This is a genomic window from Candidatus Zixiibacteriota bacterium (assembly GCA_040753495.1).
GTDB lineage: Bacteria > Zixibacteria > MSB-5A5 > GN15 > PGXB01 > DYGG01.
Genome location: JBFMEF010000127.1, coordinates 1 through 22,655, shown reverse-complemented (window position 1 = coordinate 22,655; position 22,655 = coordinate 1). Strand labels below are relative to the sequence as shown.

Annotated in this window: 13 protein-coding genes; 8 read left to right on the top strand and 5 right to left on the bottom strand. The window is 52.1% G+C overall.

From position 1 onward, the window contains the following. The 7 genes from AB1690_08335 to AB1690_08305 form a co-directional block, all read left to right on the top strand. Positions 1-780, top strand: a 780-nt coding sequence (locus tag AB1690_08335; GenBank protein MEW6015315.1) for a S16 family serine protease, incomplete at its 5' end; no start/stop codon positions are given. 180 nt (positions 781-960) lie between these two features. After that, on the top strand, positions 961-3,384 hold the full coding sequence (locus AB1690_08330; protein MEW6015314.1) for a dockerin type I domain-containing protein: 2,424 nt from the start codon (positions 961-963) through the stop codon (positions 3,382-3,384). A 276-nt stretch (positions 3,385-3,660) separates the two neighbouring features. After that, complete coding sequence (locus tag AB1690_08325) at positions 3,661-5,844, top strand: M1 family aminopeptidase (protein ID MEW6015313.1); 2,184 nt, start codon at positions 3,661-3,663, stop codon at positions 5,842-5,844. A gap of 172 nt (positions 5,845-6,016) precedes the next feature. Next, a complete protein-coding gene (gene miaB, locus AB1690_08320) occupies positions 6,017-7,312 on the top strand; it encodes a tRNA (N6-isopentenyl adenosine(37)-C2)-methylthiotransferase MiaB (protein ID MEW6015312.1) in 1,296 nt (431 codons plus the stop codon). Positions 7,313-7,316: 4 nt separating this feature from the next. Continuing rightward, complete coding sequence (locus AB1690_08315; GenBank protein MEW6015311.1) at positions 7,317-10,223, top strand: response regulator; 2,907 nt, start codon at positions 7,317-7,319, stop codon at positions 10,221-10,223. Positions 10,224-10,303: 80 nt separating this feature from the next. After that, positions 10,304-11,611, top strand: coding sequence for an HDOD domain-containing protein (locus AB1690_08310; GenBank protein MEW6015310.1), 1,308 nt, complete (start codon positions 10,304-10,306; stop codon positions 11,609-11,611). Between the two features lie 109 nt (positions 11,612-11,720). Continuing rightward, positions 11,721-13,211: a leucyl aminopeptidase gene (locus tag AB1690_08305; GenBank protein MEW6015309.1), complete on the top strand. Its 1,491-nt coding sequence runs from the start codon at positions 11,721-11,723 to the stop codon at positions 13,209-13,211. A 48-nt stretch (positions 13,212-13,259) separates the two neighbouring features. Here the strand turns inward: AB1690_08305 and AB1690_08300 are convergent, their stop codons facing one another. The 5 genes from AB1690_08300 to AB1690_08280 all read right to left on the bottom strand — a co-directional run bounded on the left by AB1690_08300 (position 13,260) and on the right by AB1690_08280 (position 20,147). Then, positions 13,260-14,267 (bottom strand): hypothetical protein, encoded by a 1,008-nt coding sequence (locus AB1690_08300; GenBank protein ID MEW6015308.1) that lies wholly within the window; start codon positions 14,265-14,267, stop codon positions 13,260-13,262. Between the two features lie 80 nt (positions 14,268-14,347). Next, positions 14,348-15,220: a hypothetical protein gene (locus AB1690_08295; protein MEW6015307.1), complete on the bottom strand. Its 873-nt coding sequence runs from the start codon at positions 15,218-15,220 to the stop codon at positions 14,348-14,350. Positions 15,221-15,400: 180 nt separating this feature from the next. Continuing rightward, the gene (nifJ, locus tag AB1690_08290) at positions 15,401-19,036 is read right to left on the bottom strand and encodes a pyruvate:ferredoxin (flavodoxin) oxidoreductase (protein ID MEW6015306.1); all 3,636 of its coding nucleotides are present in this window, start codon (positions 19,034-19,036) and stop codon (positions 15,401-15,403) included. Between the two features lie 41 nt (positions 19,037-19,077). After that, on the bottom strand, positions 19,078-19,632 hold the full coding sequence (dcd, locus tag AB1690_08285) for a dCTP deaminase (GenBank protein ID MEW6015305.1): 555 nt from the start codon (positions 19,630-19,632) through the stop codon (positions 19,078-19,080). A 92-nt stretch (positions 19,633-19,724) separates the two neighbouring features. Beyond that, positions 19,725-20,147 carry an Rrf2 family transcriptional regulator gene (locus AB1690_08280; protein ID MEW6015304.1) on the bottom strand — a complete coding sequence of 141 codons (423 nt, stop codon included), beginning with the start codon at positions 20,145-20,147 and terminating at the stop codon, positions 19,725-19,727. A gap of 276 nt (positions 20,148-20,423) precedes the next feature. Here AB1690_08280 and AB1690_08275 point away from each other — a divergent pair. Then, positions 20,424-22,655, top strand: a 2,232-nt coding sequence (locus tag AB1690_08275) for an FAD-binding and (Fe-S)-binding domain-containing protein (GenBank protein ID MEW6015303.1), incomplete at its 3' end; no start/stop codon positions are given.

Sequence of the window (22,655 nt, the reverse complement as noted above, 5' to 3'; positions counted from 1 at the left end):
CGCCATGTCGCCAAGGAAAAAGCCTCCCGACTCAACAAAATCTGGACAGTCAATGAGAAGACGGTCGAGTCGTTCCTCGGGACGCCGCAGTTTATCCCGGAAAAGCCGGAAAAGAAGCCGGAAATCGGCGTTGCCATAGGCCTTGCCTGGACCGGTATGGGGGGGGAACTGATGATGATAGAAGGGCTGCGAATGAAAGGCAGCGGTGAAGTCATCACCACCGGCTCACTCGGGGAAGTGATGAAAGAATCAATCCAGGCGGCGCATAGTTATGTCCGCGCCCGGGCCGACATTCTCGGCATTGACCATAATGATTTCGATAATTTCGATATCCATATCCATTTTCCTTCGGGGGCTATCCCCAAAGACGGTCCCTCGGCCGGCGTTACGGTTTCGCTTGTCATTGCCTCGGTAATGGCGGAGAGACCCATTCGCCACGACATCGCCATGACCGGCGAAGTTACCCTGCGCGGGAAAATCCTTCCGGTCGGCGGCATCAAGGAAAAAATATCCGCCGCCTACCGCGCCGGAATCCCCAAAATTCTAATCCCCCTGGAAAATAAGAAAGACCTCAAAGATTTGCCTGATGATATCATCAAGAAGACCAAATTCATCTTCATAAACAATGTGGATGAGGTCTTTGAAGCCGGTCTGCTCGACTTCGTTCCTTCCAGCTATACTCTGGAGAAGCTGTTTGCCGAAGAACTGGAAAAAGCCAAGCACCGTAAAAGCGGGCAATCGCAGAAACGGGTTGCCGCCAAGAGCCTTAAACGCCCCTGATTCTTTCCGGCGGCGACCAGATTAATCCAAATTTAACTTGACACTTTCCCCCAGGTAGGGATATATTTACTATGTAATAGGATACTTCTATAGGAGAATCATGGCTTGCGATTCTCCAGGACGGTCGTAACAGTTTTCTTGCTCTTTTCTGACTAAGAAAAATTAAACATAGGAGTGACCATGGGTAAAAGGATTCTTACCTTGACTGCCCTGATTGTCATCTTTCTGGGCGCCGAATTTCCCCTGCAGGCTCAAAACAATATCAATGTCTGGGTCGATATCCCCAGCCAGTTTCTTTGGAATAATGGGGGGGTAATGAAAATAAGGCAGGGAGAACCTTTCTATCTGGAGATAATGTGGAATTACACTTCCCCTCCCAGCGATTCGCTTCTGGGCGGAGGCTTTGATTTGAAAATCTATTCTCCCGACCTTGCCAGTATCACCAAGATAGCCGCCACCGCCGGCGCCAACGAGGCCGTACTTCCCGCCCCTTACAATAATGTCATTCTGAAAAATGGCTTCCATAACAACACTTACTGGAATATCTTTGGCCAGCCGAGTGACTGGCCCTACGCCTTTCTTATCACCGATTTTGACGGCGCCCTGCCGGATCATTTCGGCCATGCCTTCGCTTCCAGCCTCGGAATGCCCGGAACCCTGGGACCCACTGCCTTTTATGAAATCCACTACCAGATAAACCAGAGAGGGACCTTCTGCGTGGACTCGGTCTTTCTTGATGACCCCTCCTTTGACTGGGCTTTTGGTAATGACGGCGGTCAGGATGTTCCGGCTGTCGCTCTAAATCGCCCCTGGTGCTGGGAAGTCGCCGACCCTAATGCTTCGGTAATTGACGTCGTCCCCGACTCCCTTGAGTTCAGCGCTATTTTTGGGGGGAGTGTCCCTCCCGCGCAGGTCCTCCAGATTCTAAATATCGGCGGCGGGACTCTCAGTTGGTCGGCAACCAAGAAATCTTCCTGGCTCAGTATCGCCCCTTCTTTCGGAGTGGCCCCCTCCAATATGCAGGTGCTCGCCAACTCCCTGGGACTGCCCTTGGGCACCTACTATGATACCATCGTGGTCAGCGCCTCCAGCGCTCTGAATTCTCCGGTGAGGGTGCCGGTCAGGCTTCGTGTTACACCGCCGCCGCCGACTATCAGCCTCTCCCAGGACGAATTCTTCTTCAGCGCCATTGTCGATTCCACCAATCCCCCCGACCAGATTCTTACCGTAACTAATACCGGACAGGGAACACTGAACTGGACCGCCACCAATTTGACCTCCTGGCTGACTCTTAATCCGACCTCTGGTGTAAACACCGGCGATATTACTCTCTCGGTTGATATTACAGGACTTGACTACGGCTTATATATTGACACCGTCGTAGTGAGCGACCCGAATGCCATAAATAACCCCCAAATCGCCGTGGTTCGCTTGGAAATCGCCTCTGGACTACCGGTTCTGGCGGTCGATTCCCCTTTCATCTTTGTAATCGTCGTGGTCGGGACACTGACTCCACCGGATAAAAGTTTCTATGTCTATAACGAGGGGGATGGTACGATGGATTTTGAGGTATTAGAAAACTCGCCTCGAATTCTTTCGATAACACCGTCATCGGGCGCCGCTCCGCAAACCTGTGTCGCCAGTTTCAAAATCGCCACCGGAACGCCCGGCACTGATATCATTGATACCGTCTGGGTCTCCTCGCCGCAGGCGATAAACTCGCCTCTTCCGGTCTATTTCCAGTTCCATTTTGTAGAAGACCCGGCGGAAATAGTCTTGAGCAAAGATTCTGTTACAGCCTCCTATTATGAATGCGCGCAGGGAATCGGCGACCCGCCGCCACCGTCAACTTTTTCTATCTTTAACAACGGCACCGACCCGCTCAATTTCACGCTGAACTGGAAATCATCCTGGCTGCATCCGAACCGAAACGCCGGCCTGGCTCCACAGCAGATAATCCTCAATTATGACATCGAGGACCTGCCGGTCGGAACCTATTATGACACTATCGTTGTTTCGGCCCTGAATGCTATCAATAGCCCGGTCCGACTTCCGGTAAAGCTAACTATACGCCCCACCGATACCGCCCCGACCATTTACGCTTACGGTGATACCATATTTCTGGCGGCGCAGGAGAATCGCCCCGGAACCGCCTTTACTATCGAGGTCAATAATATCAATCCCGGATGCATGTCCTGGCAGTTGATTGAGAATATCGATTGGCTCTATTATTCGATAGATTCCATTCTGCTGGGAGATTACCCCTGGTTTGTCAAATTCACTCCTTTCGCCAATGGGCTTACCATGGGTACCTATACCGGACAGGGAACTATCACCGCTCCCGGCGCCACCAATTCTCCCTACCCGCTGAAATTCAAACTGCGGGTCTGGAAACTGTTTGGCGATGTCAATTATGACGGAAAAATCAATATGCTGGATGTCACATATCTGATTAAATTTATCTACAAAGGAGGTCCCGCGCCGATTCCGGAACCGATTGTCGGCGATTGCGACTGCAACACCAAGTTCAATATACAGGATTTAATCGCCCTTATCGATTATCTCTTTGTCTCCCGCGACCCGCTTTGCGGAAATCCTTACTAAAAATTAGAACAAGATTCAATGAGCCGCCCCTGCGGGCGGCTTTTTTTTAACCGATTTCTATTAGAATCGTATCAACTGCAACATTTTTGCGACAGTGGCGCAGGGATTGTCGCCATAAATATAACCGCTTGACTGACCGATAATTGGGAATATATTACTGAAAGTTCCGCCACTTTACATACAGATAAACAAGACAACAAATAGGCAAGAAAAGAACCCACCATGACAAAAAATTCGTTACTCGCCGGCTTCTTAGTCCTTTTTCTGCTGCCTCCAATGACGAGCGGCAGCGATATCCCGGACTTTGAAAATCTGCCATACATTGAAAATATGACCCCCTCCCAGATGCATCGCATCATGGCCGAGGCAAAAGCGGCCGCCTTTGACCGTTCCCGCGCCATTGAGAAATCGCTTCGCGATATCTCCTACAGCCATGCCCAGACCGATTTCGATGTCAAATTCTATCGAATCAACCTGACTGTCTCGGCGCCGACTTCGACTATCATTGGCGATGTCGCTACCGTGGCAGAGGCGCTGGTTAATGGGGTCGATACCGTTGTGCTTGATTTTGACGCCACCCTGAGCATTGATTCCATTTATCAGGAAAATGGTACGCGCCTGAATTATCTTCATTCGGGGATAACCGTCACCGTGGCTCTCGACCGCGCCTATCAGAGCGGTGAGACCTTTTCTTTTACTGTCCGTTATCACGGCACCCCGACTACCGGTTTCTATCAGGGGTTCTTTTTCAGGTACCGCAGCGGCGTGCCTGCCATTTATACTCTTTCCGAACCATATATGGCACGCTCCTGGTGGCCCTGCAAAGACCGCCCCGATGACAAAGCTGATTCCATCGATATCATTGTCACCTGCGATACCGCCCTGTACTGCGCATCCAACGGCAATCTGACTGATACTCTCCGCAATGGGGACGGCACCTGGACATTCTCTTATTCTGTCCGTTATCCTATCACCACCTATCTTTTCTCCCTCTCGATATCCAAGTTTACCATCTGGAAAGACTGGTATAAATATTCACCGACCGACTCTATGGTCATTATCAATCATCCTTATACCGACCAGTACTCCGCTTCCGTGACCGGGTGGGGAATCACTCCTTATGCTCTCGAAGTCCTCTCCGGTCTGTTCGGGGAGTATCCTTTTATTAATGAAAAATATGGGCATGCCAATTTTGGCTGGGGCGGCGGGATGGAGCATCAGACGGTAACTTCGATGATTTCCAACTGGTTCGGTTATTATGAGCCGGTGGTGGTGCACGAACTGGCCCATCAGTGGTGGGGTGATATGATTACCTGCAATAACTGGCATGAAATCTGGCTTAATGAGGGGTTTGCCTCATATTCCGAAGCCCTTTACTATGAAGTGAAAAACGGCCGCAATTATTATCATTCCTATATGGACCAGATGGATTATGCCGACACCGGCGCCATCTATCGATACGATACCACCAATTCCGACGCCATATTCAATTATATCGTTTACGATAAAGGGGCATGGTTCCTTCATATGCTGCGCCATATTGTTGGCGATTCCTCTTTCTTCCAGATTCTCCGCACCTACTACGACAGCCCTTACAAGTATGGTGATGCCACCAGCGCTCAGTTTCTGGAAATCTGTGAAACCGTCTCCGGAATGGACCTCGATTACTTTTTCCAGGATTGGCTCTACGGCCAGCTCCGCCCCAATTACCTCTGGTCGTATATGAATGAACTCGACCCCTCCGACGGCAAGTACTGGACTTTCTTCATGATTAATCAAGTGCAGGCGTCCCAGCCGCAGGTTTTCCGGATGCCGATTGACCTCCGCTTCACCTTTTCACCCGGCGACACCAGCACCTCTGTCGTATTCCACGATACCCGAAAACGAGTCTATATTTTCAAGAACGATCAAGGACCATCCGATATCGTTCTCGACCCGAACAAATGGATTCTCCGCAATGCTACCAAGACCACCTGGAGTTACCATCTGATTCCATTTCCGCTCGATTCGGGACAGCAGTATCAATCGTTTGCCGATACTATTGTCGCCCGCGGCGGCACCGGATTCCATAAATTCACTCTCAAATCCGGCTCCCTGCCGGCCGGATTGACTCTCGACACCTTGAGCGGAATTATCACCGGCACCCCCCATGATTACGGCACTTTCAATTTCAATATTCGCGCCAATGACCAGTACAGTAGTTATAAGGACTCGGCCGATTATACCCTTACCGTCGCCCCTGTCGCCGGTCTTGCCGGTGATGCCGATAACAACGGCGCGGTCAATATCCTCGATATAACCTTTCTTCTCGGTTACCTATATAAGTCGGGGGCGGCGCCGCCTGTCATAGCGCTGGCCGACCCCAACCGCTCCTGCGATATCAGCGTTTTGGACATAACCTACCTTGTCAGTTTCCTCTATAAGGACGGTCCCGACCCGCTTATCGGCTGTGTTCCCTGAGCCTGCCACAAATTTTGATTTTCCCCGCTGGTCCTGAATTCCAGAACCCGGCGGGGAAGCCTGACTTGTATCTCAAAAAAACTGGTTGTATTCGTCTCTCAATTGGCTATTTTATGCTGTCGAAGTTACATACCGTTGATTCCGTACACCGGGCGAAAGGACAGGTTCCGCAGTGAAGAGCTATAAGATAGTAACCTTTGGGTGTCAGATGAATCTGGCCGATTCCGGCTCGCTGGCGGCGGTGCTCAATGCCCGCGGTTTTCATCCGGCGGAGACCGAAGATGACGCCGATATTGTCATCCTTAATACCTGTTCTGTGAGGGAAAAAGCCGAAGACCGGGTCTTTGGACGTCTGGGCGAACTGTATGGTATGAAAAAAATGCAGCCCGGCAAGAAAATCGCCGTGGTCGGATGTATGTCGCAAAGGCTGGGGGAGAGGATACTCCAGCGCGCTCCCTATGTCGATATCGTTCTCGGCACCGACCGGATGCTGGAGTTGCCGCAGTATGTCGATGACGGCGCCTTTGGCGCCCAGGTGCATACCGAATTCGGGTATGAGGAAATCGATGGCCTGGTGCCGGTCCGCGACAACAGATTTGCCGCCTTTCTAACCATCATGCGCGGCTGCAATCAGTACTGCACCTATTGCATTGTCCCTTATGTCCGCGGCGAAGAACGCTCTTACCCGCTGGAGAAAATTATTTTCCAGGTAAACCAGATGGCGCAAGACGGGGTCAAAGAGATAACCCTGCTGGGACAAAATGTCAACTCGTACAACGACGGCCGCCATGATTTCGCCGACCTTCTGCGGGCGGTTGCCCGCGATACCGATATTGCGCGAATCCGTTTCATGACTTCTCATCCCAAAGACCTTTCCGACCGGCTAATCAACGTCATGGCGACCGTGCCTAAAATGATGGCTCATCTCCATCTCCCGATGCAGTCCGGTTCGGACCGGATTCTCCGCCGGATGGGACGAATCTACACTTACCAGCATTATCTTAATCTGATTCACAAAATGCGCGCCGCCGTCGCCGATATCGCCATCACCACCGACCTGATTGTCGGATTCTGCTCCGAAACGGAAGAGGAGTTCCAGATGACTCTTCGCGCCGCCGAGGAGATTCGTTTCGATTCGGCTTTCATGTTTCGCTATTCGCCGCGACAGGGAACCGCCGCCTATCGCCTCCCTGACGATATCCCCGACAATGAAAAAATCCGTCGCCTCTCGCGACTGATTAATCTGCAGAAAAAAATCTCCTTTGAGAAAAATCAGGAGGAACTGGGAAAGAGCCGCTCCGTTCTCGTTGACGGATTTTCCCGCAGGAGCCAATCGGTTCTTAAAGGCAAGACCGAGGGGAACAAAACTGTTCTCTTCAAAGGGGCGGAAACATTAATCGGCGCCATCAAAACTGTCCGTATTACTTCGGCCGACGCCTGGACTCTGCACGGAGAATTGGAAAACTAAACCTATGCTTGACCGGATTATCGCTGTCTGCTACCCGATACTGGTAATTACCCTCTCGGCTTTCCTCTATATCCGTCTCAAAATAGGACAGAACCGCGATGCCGGCGGCTCCGGCTTACTGGTCTCCGGCTTTGTCTTGACCCTTTTGGCGTCACTCATAAATCTTCTCCAAAATCTACCCGGTTATCCCAGCTGGTTTCTGAGCAATATCTACGGCATCGTCAATATCGCCGAATTTCTGTCGCTTCTTTTCGGGCTCTTATTGACAGCCTCCGGCCTGGTAATTCATTTCAGTTTCTGGGGCGACCGCGATACCGAGGTCTCGAATCATCTCGCCAAATTGAAAACTCTTGATATGCTGCAGCAGGAATGCCGCCCGCCGATGCCGATGAATGAGCTTCTGGAGCGGATGCTGCGCGGTATGCTGTCCGGTCTCGAAGAAGAGTCCGGGGCAATCTTCCTGCTTAACCAGTCACAGAGACAATTCATCCTGTCCAGCGCCATCGGTCTCTCAAAGGAAGAAATCGCTCTTCTTGAATATTATCCTTACGGCCGCAATCTGATTTCGCAGGCGGTTGAAGATGAGACTCCCCTGCTGTCTCATGACTTCCGCTCGCTTGGCGGCAAGGCTCAACTGGCTGCCTCCCGTTTCCGCTCCATTCTGGTGCTCCCTCTAACGACCGGGCGGAGCCGCCTTGGAGCCGTCCTTTTCTTCTCCACCGAGGACCGGCGCTACAGCCGGGAATTTATCAATCTGACGCTTCCGGTCGCATCCTGGATTGCTGAAAAAATCGAAGTCACTCGTCTGGGGCGCGAACTGGGCAAAAACGCTCAGGAAGCGGCAAATCTTCGTAACCGCACCGACGAGCTGCTACGACGGCTGGACACCCTGTTCAAACCGGATGGAGAATTTCTCTCGCCCGACCGCTTTGCCCAAAACTGTCTGGCGTTCCCTTATTTCAGCGAAGCCTGGCTTCTGGGACTTGCCGGAGGAAAACTTCAGATTTATGGCGGAACCGTCGCCTCTCCCGACTTCTCCGAGAATTTTCGCGCCTCCCTGATTACGGTTCTCCCCCGCAAGAAGGCGGTTATCTTAAATCAGGAAGCGGTTGATGAATCGGGCAAGAATTATATTATCCGCTCCTCGCTGCTTCTTCCGGCTGACAATCGGGGAAATGCCCTTCTGCTCCGCAATGAGCAGGGAGCGACGGAACTGAATGAAGAAGAGCTCCGTCTGCTGGAAGCGGTTGCCGCTGTCGCCGGCGCTGTCATCGCTTATGACACCCTCCGCCGCCTATCAGTCGCCAAAGGGCGCGACCTTGATGCTGTCGCCGCTTTCCTTCGCAGAAAACTGACACTGTCAGAGCTGGTTAAAGAGGTTAAAGCCTCCGCCGAATATATCGCCGAGGCTCTCGGGGGAAATGTCCTGATACTCCTGACGGAACTGGAAAATGACCGTCTGAAAGCCATCTATTCTAACCGCGGCGGCGCCGCCATCGAAGAGTTGATCTTGGAACCTGGCGAAGCCAGCACCGGGCGGGTAGCGGTAACCGGCAAACCGGAATTCTTTGCAGAACCGGCTTCGGTTGGGGAAAATATCGCCGCTTACAGCGAAGAAAATCGAATAGTACTCAACCGCCTCGTCCATGAATTCGCCGCCCCATCGTTCCAGGCCGACTATCCAATTCTCAACCAGGGCCGAGCGCAATTTGTCCTCACTCTGCTCTCATTCGGCGGCTCTCCGGCTGACAATCTCGAACGCCATCGTTTCCTGTCGGTCCTGGTCGGGCTTCTCAACCTCAAGATCGAAATCGCCTCCGCCTCTCTGCCGTTTCCGACGTCTTCGCTTCCGCCGGCCATTGTAAATATCCCTCCAGCCGCTGCCAATGAACTGAACAATGACCTCGCCGCCATTTCCGGCTATAGCCAGATTATCCGCCGCGACCCCAATCTCTCCGGCGAAATTCAGACCGCCCTCGATTCGATGGTTTCCGTTACGGAAAAGATGTCGGCTCTAATCAACAGCCTTGCCTCCGGCAAGGAATCTGCCCCGGAGAGTGTCACCGACCTCAATGCCCTCATCCGAAGAAGCATCACCAGCAAGAGCATTTCCGGCGACCTCTATATGGTAGCCGGGCGGCCCACTGAAGTCGCCCTCAATCTCAAGGAGATTCCCCGTCTCGGGATAGGGGAGAAGGAACTTCAGGCGTTCCTCGATTCCGTCTATAGTTCCTTTACCGAAAATGTTACCGAAGACGAAATAGTTAGCATTAATACATACACCCAGGACAAAAATATCTTTTTCGATATTTCGCGACATCGCAAGAATTTTCCGCCGGTCGAACCGGTGGCGAATTTCGGCCGATATCTCAAACCGGTCAACGTAGAAGGCGACCTCAAGAATCGCGAGTTTATGCGCCGTTTGATAGATATCTCCGGCGAGTTTGCTTATGACCGCTTCAGCCGCTACCCCTCTTATTTTTCCTTCCGCTTTCCGGCGCCGACCGTTTCCGAAAGTACTTCAGCCAACCGCCTCACAGGTGAGATTACCATTCTTGCCATAGATGACCAGGTGGTAATCCTGGAACTGCTTGCCGCCATGTGCCAATCGATGGGACACAATATCCTCACCGCCACCAGCGCCGAGGAGGGCTGGCGTGTTTTTGAGGAGCGCCGTCCCGACATCATAATCGCCGACCTGGTTATGCCCGGCATTTCCGGGCTGGAATTGACCGGACGGCTCAAGAAAGTCGCTCCGGAAATTCCGGTTATCCTGATAACCGGATGGGGGATGGCTATTAATGAATCCCACCTCAAGGAAGCCGGGGTTGATTTTATACTGCACAAGCCGTTTCGCCTGGAACAACTTTCAGAGCTGATTTCCAAAGTTACCGCCGGATTTCGCCGCTAAGCCGCTTCAGGTCTTCTCCTTTCCTGCCGATTATTATCAGTATGCAAAAGAGCTCCAAGCCCGGGCATCCGGACGTACGAATGGAAATCGTCCAGAATTGCGATTTGATGGCTCTTCCGGAGGCGGTCAAGAAGATATTAGAGTCGGCCTCCCGCGATGAAATCAGCATTGACTCGCTTTCGGAAATAATCAGCCGCGACCCGGCTCTTACCGGGCGGCTTCTGAAAATCGCTAATTCTCCTTTCTATGGTCTGAGCCACAAGGTCAATTCCGTCCATCAGGCGGTGATGGTTCTGGGCGTCACTACCGTTAAGTGCCTGGCTGTCTCGGCCGCTATATTCAATCCCTCCAAGATGCGTCAGGATATCGGAATCGATATCTCCGCTTTATACGGCAATATCATTTCGGTCGCCATAACCTGTCGCAAACTGGCCGTCGCCTGCAAATATTCCAGCCCCGAAGATGCCTTTACCTGCGGACTGCTGCATGAAATCGGCTTGCTCTATCTGCTGCATCATCACCCTGATGAATATCGTTCCGTCATAAATCGCGCCCGCAAATCGGGCAACCTCTATGATGAAGAAATCTCCCAGTTCGGCATCTCCCATACTGAAACCGGCAAAATCCTGGCTGAAAAATGGCGTCTGCCGGCAACTATCTCCTCGGCCATTTCCAATCATCATACCAGTGGGGCAACGGAAACCTCCCGTCTTGACGATATCCTCCGTCTCGCCGTTTCGCTCAACCGCGATTTCCATGTAGGACCGGAAAGTTGTTACATCGAAGACAAAATCGCCAAGATAAGCGTCACCGCTTCAAGGCTGGGAATCACGCACCCTCAGCTGGATGATATCGCGGCCAGTGTCGCCAAAGAGGCGAGCGCCTTTGCCCGCTCTACCGGCATCGAGATTGACGATTACGAAGCGGTTCTTGCCCGCGCCAACCGGGAGCTCTTTAATACCTACATGTCCATACAGCAGCTTTTTCGCGAACGACAGGAGTTGACCCGAAAGATTCTCGAAGAAGAGCGCGCGCGGGGGCTGCTTGAAGCCAAGCAGGTCGCTATCTCGACACTCTCTCATTATGTCAACAATGCCGCCATGGCGATTTCGGGCAACTCGCAGGTGCTGAAAATGTCGATGAAAAGCAAAACCCCGGAGCAGATTGTCGCGATGCTCCCTCGGGTTCTCCAGGTAACGGATGAAGCCGTGCAGAAGATTGTCGCCGTCCTTGAAGAAATCTCCGAGCTCGACCTGCAGGAAAATCTCGCCTTTTATGAGCGCTCCAAAATCCTCAATATCGACGACCGCATTAAAGAGCGAATGAGCCGTCTCAGCGACTCCCACGGCATTGTCCTGCCGCAGGAAGCGGAATTCCCCACCAAGTAATCTCGATTTCATCCTCGCCGCCGCCCGGAAACTATCGCTTGTTTCCGCCGTCGGTAATCATTATTCTTAAATAATTACCATAAAGAGCCTTGTTACAAAAGGAGTCGCTATGAAATTTATTTCCGGGACCGGGGACTTCACCGGCATCGACAGCTCCACCGTCGTGCTCTTCTGCTTCGAAAAAGATTTCGCGGCTGACCGTGACCTGAAAGAACTGAATAAACGACTAAACGGCGCCGTCCAGTCCCTCTACCAGTCAGGGGAATTTGAAGGGAAACGAAACCAGACCTTCGTCCTGCATACTCTCAACAATCTGAAAACCGGACGAGTCGTCCTGGCCGGGCTGGGGGAGAAGAAAAAAGTTGACGATGACTGTTACCGTCAGGCGGCCGGGACTATCTCCCGGATACCCTCCGTTAAGAAGTCAGAAACTCTCGCCTTCGTCTTAAACAAGAATGAAAAAGAGAGCGCCGTCTCAGCCGTGGTCGAAGGATTTCTTCTGGGACGATTCGACATGAAGGATTACAAGACCGGCGACGACGCAAAAAACGACATAACAAAGAGTGTCAGCTTTATTTCCGGTAACGCCCGTTTATCCCGGGGCTATGCTAAGGCTCTTGTCCGGGGGGAGATGATTTCCGAGGCGGTAATTCTGGCGCGGCGTCTTGCCGCCCATCCGGGAAATATTCTTACTCCCAAAGCCTTCGCATCGGAAGCCCAATCGCTGGCAAAAAAACATTCCTTGAAATGCACCGTCCTTGTTGAAAAGCAGATTCGTGAAGAGAAGATGGGGGCATTGCTTGCTGTGGCGCAAGGCTCGGAGCAGCCTCCTCGCTTTGTTATTCTTGAATATAACGGCGGAAGGAAAGCGGACAAACCGATTGTCCTGATTGGGAAGGGGATTACCTTCGATACCGGCGGCATCAGCCTCAAACAGGCCGCCGATATGGATGAAATGAAAGGGGATATGACCGGCGGCGCCATCATGCTGGCCGTCATCACCGCCGCTTGCCGCCTCAAACTGCCGCTTAATCTGGTCACCCTGGTGCCGCTGGCAGAAAATATGCCGTCGGGAAAAGCAACCCGTCCCGGCGATGTCGTCAAATCGCGCAAAGGGAAGACTATCGAGATTATTAATACTGATGCTGAAGGACGGCTTATTCTTGCCGACGCTCTCGACTATGCCAATAAATTCCATCCCCAGGCGGTCATCGATATCGCCACTCTGACCGGGGCGGCGCTTTTTGTTCTCGGTTACGCCGCCGCCCCTATCCTCGGGAATAGCAGAAAACTGATGGATGCCCTTCGGGCCGCCGCCCGTAACTCCGCTGAGAAAGTCTGGGAGATGCCGCTCTGGGACGAATACCGCGAGCTGATGAAATCATCCATCGCCGACCTGAAAAATTCCGGTGGTCGCCCCGCCGGAACCATTACCGCGGCCGCTTTTCTGGAAAACTTTATCGGCGACTGGCCCTGGGCGCATATCGATATCGCTTATGTTGACCTCGAAAAAAGCGGACAGCCATATATACCGAAAGGACCAACCGGCATCGGCGTCCGTCTCCTTATCGAACTGCTTTCCCGCTGGAAGAAGCTATAAAAAAAGCCCCGTATCAAACGGGGCTTCTCTAAAAGGAGAACTATAACATCATTTCTTTTTTGACCATGCCGGCGCGCTGTTGAGACCGGGACCCATCACCTGCTTGAGTCCATTTCCGGTAATATCGACAATCCAGATAGCGCCGTCTTGAGTGGCAAAGGTAAGCCATTTGGAATCCGGTGACCAGGAGAGAGGGTAGGTCTGAAGCAACTGCCCGGCGGCCGGTTTATAAACCAGATATTTCTCCGAAAGGTCCGGCTTCACAATATAGATTCCCTGATTTGCCATCTCCATATTGATATAAGCCAGCCAGGCGCCGTCGGGTGACCAGGCCGGACCGGTGGCGCCGGAGATGAATTTCCCCTTGGCGTTAATCTCAGCATCCGATAAGCCTTTCAGGTCGGTCGTAGCAATGACCACTCCGCCGAGATTGGTCCCTTTGTACATCACAAAAGCATAACGCCCCCCCGGTCCAACGGTCGGCATTGCCGCAAAGCGGTCTGATGTCTGCCAGTCCCGGGTCAGGATTTCATAAGAACCGCCGGTGGAATCCACCGAGCAGGTCTGGTAATTGGGAAGCATGGCATTCACGGTGTTGGCGTTCAGGTCATTGGTGAAATAAATTTTGCTGCCGTCAGCCGACCATTCCGGATGTCGCCCTCCTAAACCATTGGTCACACGATACCACCAATTGGTATTGGTCCGGGCTGAATCGATAAAACCGATAAAGATATCATAAACGCGATGCTGTCCGCCCAGGTTATCCGGTCCTTTGAGGTCAACCGTGCCTCTGCGCACAAAAGCAACCCTCTTATTGTCCGGAGCCCACGACAGACGCCCATCGGCATTCTGCGCTGCGACCACTTTGAACTGATTCTTGCCGTCCCAGTCCATAACCCAGAGGTCCCCTTCTCTTATAAAGGCTATTTTCCCCAGCGGCGCCCCAATCTGTCCCGCTTTGTCTGCCGGAAGTTTCGGCGTCGGGCTCCCCTGGCCATGAACCAGCGCAAAACTGAACCATCCTCCCAGAATCAACAGACCAATGTACTTCTTCAATTTAATTCCTCTCCAATAACAATCCTGTTCATCAAGTGAGGGGTAGTATAAAAATATCCCTCATCTTGTCAACTGCTAAATCACAACTGGAAGAATCTCTTAAGCTGCAATCTTCCACGAAGTCCTGAAAAATCGAGTTCCACCCGGTCGTTGGTATTGTCCGAGTAGGTCACATAAAGCTCTTCACCTATGTTGTTATACCCTTTTACCTTGGTGAAGTTCAGGAATAAGTAATTGAAGTCAGCGCCGACAAGAAGCCCAAGAAACCCAACCGGATAGTCCAGCCCGATAGAGCCGTAGAATCCGGGAGCGGAGGCTTTTAGCGGCTCCGCATTGAGGTCGCTGGTGCCGGTGGCAAGATTAAAAGCGGTGCTGCCATCCCAGATATCCCACTTGGCAAAATAGAATCCGGCGCCGCCGCCGACTCTTATCGCAAAGGAATTGAAAACACCTTTGTTATCGGGAGGATTCAGCAGATAATAATCAAAACCGCCTTTGAATCCATAGACCTGGACTTCGGACTTGATATTAAAGTCATACTGCGTTCCCAGCGGGGCGATATCAAAGTCGAAGTCGCCAGTTTTGTTGCTTCCCATCTTCAGCCAGTAATCGAAGCCGGCGCTGAATGTCACCCGCGGTGATATCATCATTCCGGCGTTCAGTTCAAACTGTTTGGAGCGCCAGATACCCAGCACCGGATAGCGGCTCCCGTCGAGCGGGTCGATATTGGCGTTGGCATAGGTGTAAAACTGGTTGTACGGATTGTCATTGGGAAGTTTTCCGTAGGCGAAACCGAAAGTCACAAAGGCGACCCGGTTATGCTCTTTTTTCTTCTTATCCATCTTCTTCAGAAACTGCGCCACCACTTCATCCTCGGTTGTCTGAGCAAATGAAGGCGCTACTGCCGCAATCAAGAAAAGCGCCGCCAGAATCAGAGAGATTCTCTTAAGCATAAGTCCTCCTTAAAGAATAGAGATGTACTCTGTATTTATCGGCTCAGGGAAGATTTTCTTTAAGAGGGGAAAGGCTTGTTTAAGTGGCGCAACCTCTTGAACGATAAGAATTTATCTCTGCATGGGGAATAAAAAAGGCAGGGAACGGCTGTTCCCTGCCTCTGATATACTTAATGCCGGTTACTTTCCGGCAAGCAGTTTCGTTATATTGCTGTAATCCATCGCCGCCATCTGCTTGTACAGATTGTAGCGCTTGACGGCATCTTCCTGGGCGATGCTCAGGAGATGCTCCGCCCGCTCCGGCATACTTGCCAGAAGGGTGCGGAAACGGGTCTCTCCCAAAGCATAGTCGCGGTACTTTATTGACGGCGGCTTGCTGTCCAGCTGCAGCGGATTTTTTCCCTGCGCTATCAGGTCCGGATTGAAGCGGTACAGAATCCAGTGGCCGGAATCGACCGCCTTCTTCTGCTCCTCCAGACCGTGCGCCATATCGATACCGTGCGCGATACAGTGCGAGTAAGCGATGACAATGGAGGGACCCTTGAACTTTTCCGCTTCCACAATCGCTTTGACCGCCTGGTTCTGGCTGGCGCCCATCGCAATCTGGGCGACATATATCGAGCCGTACGCCATCATTATCATCCCCAGGTCTTTCTTCGCAATCGGTTTTCCGGCCGCCGCGAACTTTGCCACGGCCCCCATCGGCGACGATTTCGACATCTGCCCGCCGGTATTGGAATAGACCTCGGTATCAAGCACCAGAATATTGACATCTTTCCCGGCCGCAAGAACATGGTCGAGCCCGCCGAAACCGATATCATACGCCCAGCCGTCACCGCCAAACGCCCAGATTGATTTCTTCACCAGATAATCAGCCAGAGTCAGCAACTTTCGGGCATCCGGCGAATCGAGCGCCGCCAGCTTCTTCTTCAGATTCTCCACTCGCGCCCTTTGTTTCTCCACCCCGGCTTGACTCGACTGGTCGGCCTTGCTGAGCTCTTCGAAATCCTGCGGGAAGAGCTTGGCAGTCAATTCCAGCGCATGCTCCATCATCTTATCGACCGCCAGTCGCATTCCGAAGGCGAACTCCGCATTATCTTCAAAAAGTGAATTGGACCAGGCCGGGCCGCGGCCGTCATCCCGTTTGCAGTACGGGGTCGTCGGCAGATTACCGCCGTAAATTGACGAGCATCCGGTGGCGTTCCCAATCAGCGCCCGGTCGCCAAACAACTGGCTGACCAGTTTGATATAAGGTGTCTCGCCGCAACCGGCGCAGGCTCCCGAAAACTCAAAGAGCGGACGGACCAGCTGGCTTCCTTTCACCGTCTCAACATTGAACAGAGAGGGGTCTGTCTCCGGAATCGAAAGGAAGAACTCCCAGTTCTTCGCTTCCTGCTCCCGAAGCGGCAATTGCGGCGCCATATTAATCGCCTTATGGTCGGTCTTGTTTCCTTGCTCATCTTTGCCGACCACGGGGCAGGCATTGACACAGACTTCGCAACCAGTGCAGTCTTCCGGCGCTACCTGAAGCGAATATTTGTATCCGGCATACTGCTTGGTCATGGCATCGACCGCTTTAAATGTCTCCGGCGCCCCTTTCAGAGCCTCTGCTTTGAATATCTTCATTCTAATCGCGGCATGCGGACAGACTATTGAGCAGATTCCGCACTGAATGCAGATCTTTTCATCCCAGACCGGTATCTCCACGGCAATGTTCCGTTTCTCATACTGGGTCGTGGCTAATGGGAAGGTACCGTCATCCGGCATCGCTGAAACCGGAAGGGTATCTCCCTTGCCGGAGATAATTGTCGCCGTAACATACTGCACAAATTCCGGCGCTTCTCTGGGAACGGCGGGAGGGCGACTCATCTTCGACGTCGCTTTTGACGGATATTTAACTTCGTGAATATTCTCCACTGCGGCATCTATCGAAGCGTAATTCATCTTGACTATCTTTTCCCCCTTATGCCCATAGGTCTTCTTCAGAGCATCTTTGATAGCGTCAACCGCTTCATCGCGCGGGAGAATATTGCTTATCACAAAGAAGGCGGTCTGCATTATGGTGTTGATGCGGGCGCCCAGCCCCAGTTCCTTGGCAATCTTGATAGCATCTATCACATAGAATCTTAATTTCTTGTCGATAATCTGCTGCTGCACTTCCCGCGGCATATTGTCCCAGACCTCTTCCGGTCCGAAGGGACTGGTGAGCAAAAATACTCCCCCCGGAGCCGCCGCCTCCAGCATGTCGTACTTCTCCAGGAAAGTAAAATTATGGCAGGCGACAAAATTGGCTGTCGTTATCAGATAAGGACGGCGAATCGGCTTTTTCCCGAACCGCAGGTGCGATACCGTGACCGCCCCCGCTTTCTTGGAGTCATAGACAAAATATCCCTGGGCGTAATTATCTGTATTCTCGCCGATGATTTTAATTGAATTCTTGTTGGCTCCCACCGTGCCGTCGGCGCCCAGTCCAAAAAACAGTCCGCGGAAAACTTCGTCATTATCGATGACAAATGAATAGTCCACATCCAGACTGGTATGAGTAACATCATCCACAATTCCGACCGTAAAATGGTTCTTGGGATGATTCAATTTCAGATTATCCAGCACCGCTTTCGCCATCGCCGGGTTGAATTCCTTGGAACTCAAACCGTACCGTCCCCCCACCACCAGCGGATGATTTTCAAAAGGGGCGGACTCCGATGCCATCCCTTCGGCAATCGCCGCCTGAACATCGGTATAGAGCGGTTCCCCGACTGCTCCCGGCTCTTTGGTGCGGTCCAGCACCGCTATCCGGCGAACCGTTTTAGGAAGCGCCTTAAGGAAAGCGTCTATCGAGAAAGGACGATACAGCCGAACTTTCAGCAAGCCGACTTTTTCTCCCCGCGCCGTCAGATATTCCACCGTCTCGTGCATAGTCTCGGCGCCGGAACCCATCATGATTACTACCCGGTCGGCATCGGGGGCGCCAATATAGTCAAACAGATGATAACTTCTGCCGACTATCTGGGCGAAACGATTCATTACCTCCTGAACCACCGCCGGAGTTTTCAGATAATATTTATTAACCGTCTCCCGCGCCTGAAAGAAGACATCAGGATTCTGCGAGGAACCTTTCAGCGTGGGATGGTCGGGACTGAGGGAGCGCGCCCGATGCGCCGTCACCGCTTCTTCATCCATAATCGCCCGCATGTCGTCAAAATCAATCTGCTCGACTTTCTGCTCTTCATGCGACGTGCGAAAACCGTCAAAGAAATGCAAAAACGGCACCCGGCTCTCCAGCGAGACGGCGTGCGCTATCAGCGCCAGGTCCATCACTTCCTGCACCGAGCCTGACGCCAGAAGGCCGAAACCGGTTGAGCGCGCCGCCATAACATCGGAATGGTCGCCGAAAATGGAGAGGGCATGGGTCGCCACCGTGCGGGCCGAAACATGAAGAACCGCCGGCGTCATCTCTCCGGCAATCTTGAACATGTTTGGAATCATCAAAAGCAGCCCCTGTGACGCCGTAAACGTTGTAGTCAGGGCTCCCGCCGTCGCCGCCCCATGAACCGAGCCCGAGGCGCCACCTTCCGACTGCATCTCGACCACGATTGGAACCGTCCCCCAGATATTGACATCGCCCTCGGCCGATTTGGCATCGGCAATCTCCCCCATATTGGAGGAAGGGGTAATCGGGTAAATGGCGATTACTTCGCTTAAGGCATGCGCTACATAAGCCGCCGCCGTATTGCCGTCAATCGTCACCATCTTGCGCTTCTTTGACTGCATCGTTTCGGCCGCCTTTTTATCGTTAACGTCGGTTTTATTTAACATAACCATCTATCTCCAGCAAATTGTGCTTCATATCTTCTACTCTAAAGCGTCTTGGGAAGTGTAATATATTTTTGCCCCTGATATTTTCCTTTCTTGTCCTTGTACGAGACCATACATACTTCATCGGCGCCCAGAAATATTATCTGAGCAATCCCTTCATTGGCGTAAATTTTCGCCGGAAGCGGCGTCGTGTTCGATATCTCCAGCGTCGCGTGCCCTTCCCACTCCGGCTCGAACGGGGTTACATTCACAATTATTCCGCAGCGGGCATAAGTTGATTTTCCCAGGCAGATAGTAATCACTTCCCGCGGTATTTTGAAATACTCGACCGACCGGGCCAAAGCGAAAGAGTTGGGCGGCACCAGAATCGAATCAGCTTTCAAATCGACAAATGACTTGGGGGAAAAATTTTTCGGGTCAACAATAGCGGAATTTACATCCGTGAAAATCTTGAACTCGTTGGCGACTCTGATATCATATCCGTAAGACGATAATCCGAAACTGACACCCTTCTTCACCTGCTTGGCGGAGAACGGTTTAATCATGCCATGCTTGAGCGACATCTCCTTGATCCACCGATCCGATTTAACCGACATGTTCTCTCCTTTTCTTTAACAAAATAGTCTAACAATATAACCAGACTTTCCGTCTGAGCCAACTGCTTTTTGGAGAGAACCGACTCCGCTCTTCACGCCAGCTTGTGGCTGTTCTTCAGTTTAATCAGATCGTCAATGGAATACTTGCCGAAAACCTTCAGAAGCTGCGCCTCCGCTTCTTCCAGCACCGTCCGGATTGGACAATCGGCGTATTTTTCACAACAATCACGGTCATCAAGACATTTGATGAGACGATACGGTCCCTGAATCGTCTCTACGACATCTTTCATGGTCACCATAGCGGGGTCTTTCCCCAGAGTGAAACCGCCCTTTACACCCCGGTGCGACCGCACTATTCCGGCTTTGGTCAGATTCTGAAAAATCTTTGCCAGGAACTTCTCCGGAACATCCTGGGCGTGAGCAATCTCCGACAACGGCACAACTCTTTCCCGTTCCTGCTCCGCCAGGAAGACCACTCCCATGATGCCGTATTCTTCCGCTCTCGTGAACTGCATATTACCGCCTTATGGCTTCTGGTTGCGCTAAATCATTAAACCAACCAAAGATGATATTCTCAGTCTCCATTGACAATAATAGACATTTCGGACGATGATGTCAAGGAAATATTGTTACTTTTTTCACAAAATAGCCGCTCTTCTCGCTGTGGAATTGTTTGAAAATCTTAATGATTTGCGCCGTATCAGCATTTTAGTATATTGAGAATCAGATATATTTTTAACGCTTCCCTGAAACCGGCGAGGCGCAAGAAATAGCGGCAAGTACTGGGTTTTATGCCACAATTGAGTCGAAAAGCAACTCTCAGCGCATACTCTTCGGATGCATCCATTTACAGTCTGACACCCCGAGAGGTAATCTCTGTCAGGAGTCGTGATGATGTCGTCGATGCGCTTCGCAAGGCTGAAAAGACAGGCGGCTCAGTTACCGCCCGTGGCGGCGGCACCGGCCTTTCCGGAGGCGCTGTCGGTGACGGCTTCATTCTCGATTTCAGCAATTTCCGCTCGATTTTGGATATTGACCCGGTCGCAAAGACTGTCGCCACCCAGGTTGGAATCATCTATGATGAGTTGAATCTGGCGCTCAGAAAACATCACCTCTTTTTTCCCCCCGACCCATCATCGGGTGATTCTTGCCAGATAGGGGGGATGCTTGCCAACAACTCCTCAGGACCCCGCTCGGTCAAATATGGTTTGACCTCCGATTTTGTGGAGGAGATGGACGTCATCCTGTCTGACGGCAGAGATGTTACTCTCCGCCCGATGCGATTAAATACACCGGAATTGTCGGCATTTCTTGCCGTCCATACCGAATTCAAGGCGGTTCTGGAGCTGCTCCGAAAAAATAGCGCGCTTATTAAAAGCCGCTGGCCTCGTCTCAAGAAAAACTCTTCCGGATACAATCTTCTTCAGGTCGTCCGCGACTTGGATAACGGAGTCTTCAATATACCGGCCCTGCTGGTCGGCAGTGAAGGGACACTCGCCCTCTTTACCTCCTGTAAACTGCGGCTTCGTAGTATTCCGGCGCAGCGGCTTACTGCCCGGCTCTATTTCCGTTCGCTGTTTGATGCCGGCAGCGCCGTGGAGCCGATCTTGGCTCTTGCCCCCTCCGGTCTGGAGATTGTTGACGGCTCCACCCTGGACTTGATAGGCCGGGAGAAATTCGGTATCCCGAACTCAGCCGCGGCAATGCTGTTAGTCGAATTTGATGAAAATATGGAATCCTCTCGCCCTTCCTTTGAAGAACTCGCCGACCGCTTGGCTCTCTCTTCACCACCGGAAATCGCCGAAGATTCGGTCTCTACCGCCGCACTCTGGCGCGCCCGCAAAGCGATTGTCCCGACCCTCTATCGTCACCATCCAAAAAAGAGGCCGGTTCCGCTAGTGGAAGATGTTTCTCTTCCGCCGGAACAGATTCCCTCTTTTATCAAATATATCACCGAACTTTTTGATTCGCACCGTCTCACATACGGCGTTTTTGGCCATATTGGTGATGGCAATCTGCATATTCGCCCTCTTTTTGACCTGAACGACAAGAACGATATGGAACTTGCCGTGAGGCTCTATGACCAGATTTATGACCAGGTCATTTCTCTGGGTGGTTCTTCGACAGCAGAGCATGCTGATGGCCGTCTGCGCGCCCCGCTGGTGCGCAAAATCTATGGCGAGGAAATCTACCAGATTTTCGCTCGCATCAAACAACTGCTTGACCCCAAGAATATCCTCTCGCCCGGCGTCATCCTCAGTGACGCTCCCTTTACCGCTTTTATCGATTACGATAAGATTAAGTTGTATTGCGCCGCTTGCGGGAAATGCAACGGCTACTGTCCGGCGTATGACTATTTCCGCCGTGAAGATTTCTCCCCGCGGGGATGGCTCCGGATGATTAATCAATCGGGCGAAGAGCGCCGTAATCTCTCGCAATACCTTCAATACTGCCTTAACTGCAAGAACTGCGCTACTGTCTGTCCCGCCGGAGTCGATATCTCCGCCGAAATCATCAAGTTCCGCGCTATCAAGCCGTCATTTATCTCCAAAGCAGCCGTCGGTTTCACCGACACCGAACCGCTTTTCAATCTTTCGCTCAAACTGGGGAAAGTGGCCCAGCCGTTGCTCGGTACTCCAACCGGGAAGAAACTAACGGCGATACTGGGAGGCAGAAAATTTGGATTCGACTCCTCCGTCAAGTTCCCGTCTCTGGCAAAAAGAACCTTGCGGCAGCGACATCCGGAGCGGATTTCTGATGACGGCGAGGTCGCCCTCTTTCATGGCTGCGCCGATAATCTTCTCGCCTCAAAAGTGGGCGACGCCATCTTCACAGTTTTCGACCGCCTTGGCGTCAATGTCTCTCTCCCGCCTCAAAAATGCTGCGGCTTGCCCCAAGAAGTTTATGGTCATCGCGCCAGTCTCATCGAGAAAGCGAAATACAATCTTGATAGATTGGAGCCATTCAAGGCGGTCATTACCGGATGCGCCTCCTGCCTGCTGAAACTGAAAGAGTACCCTCAT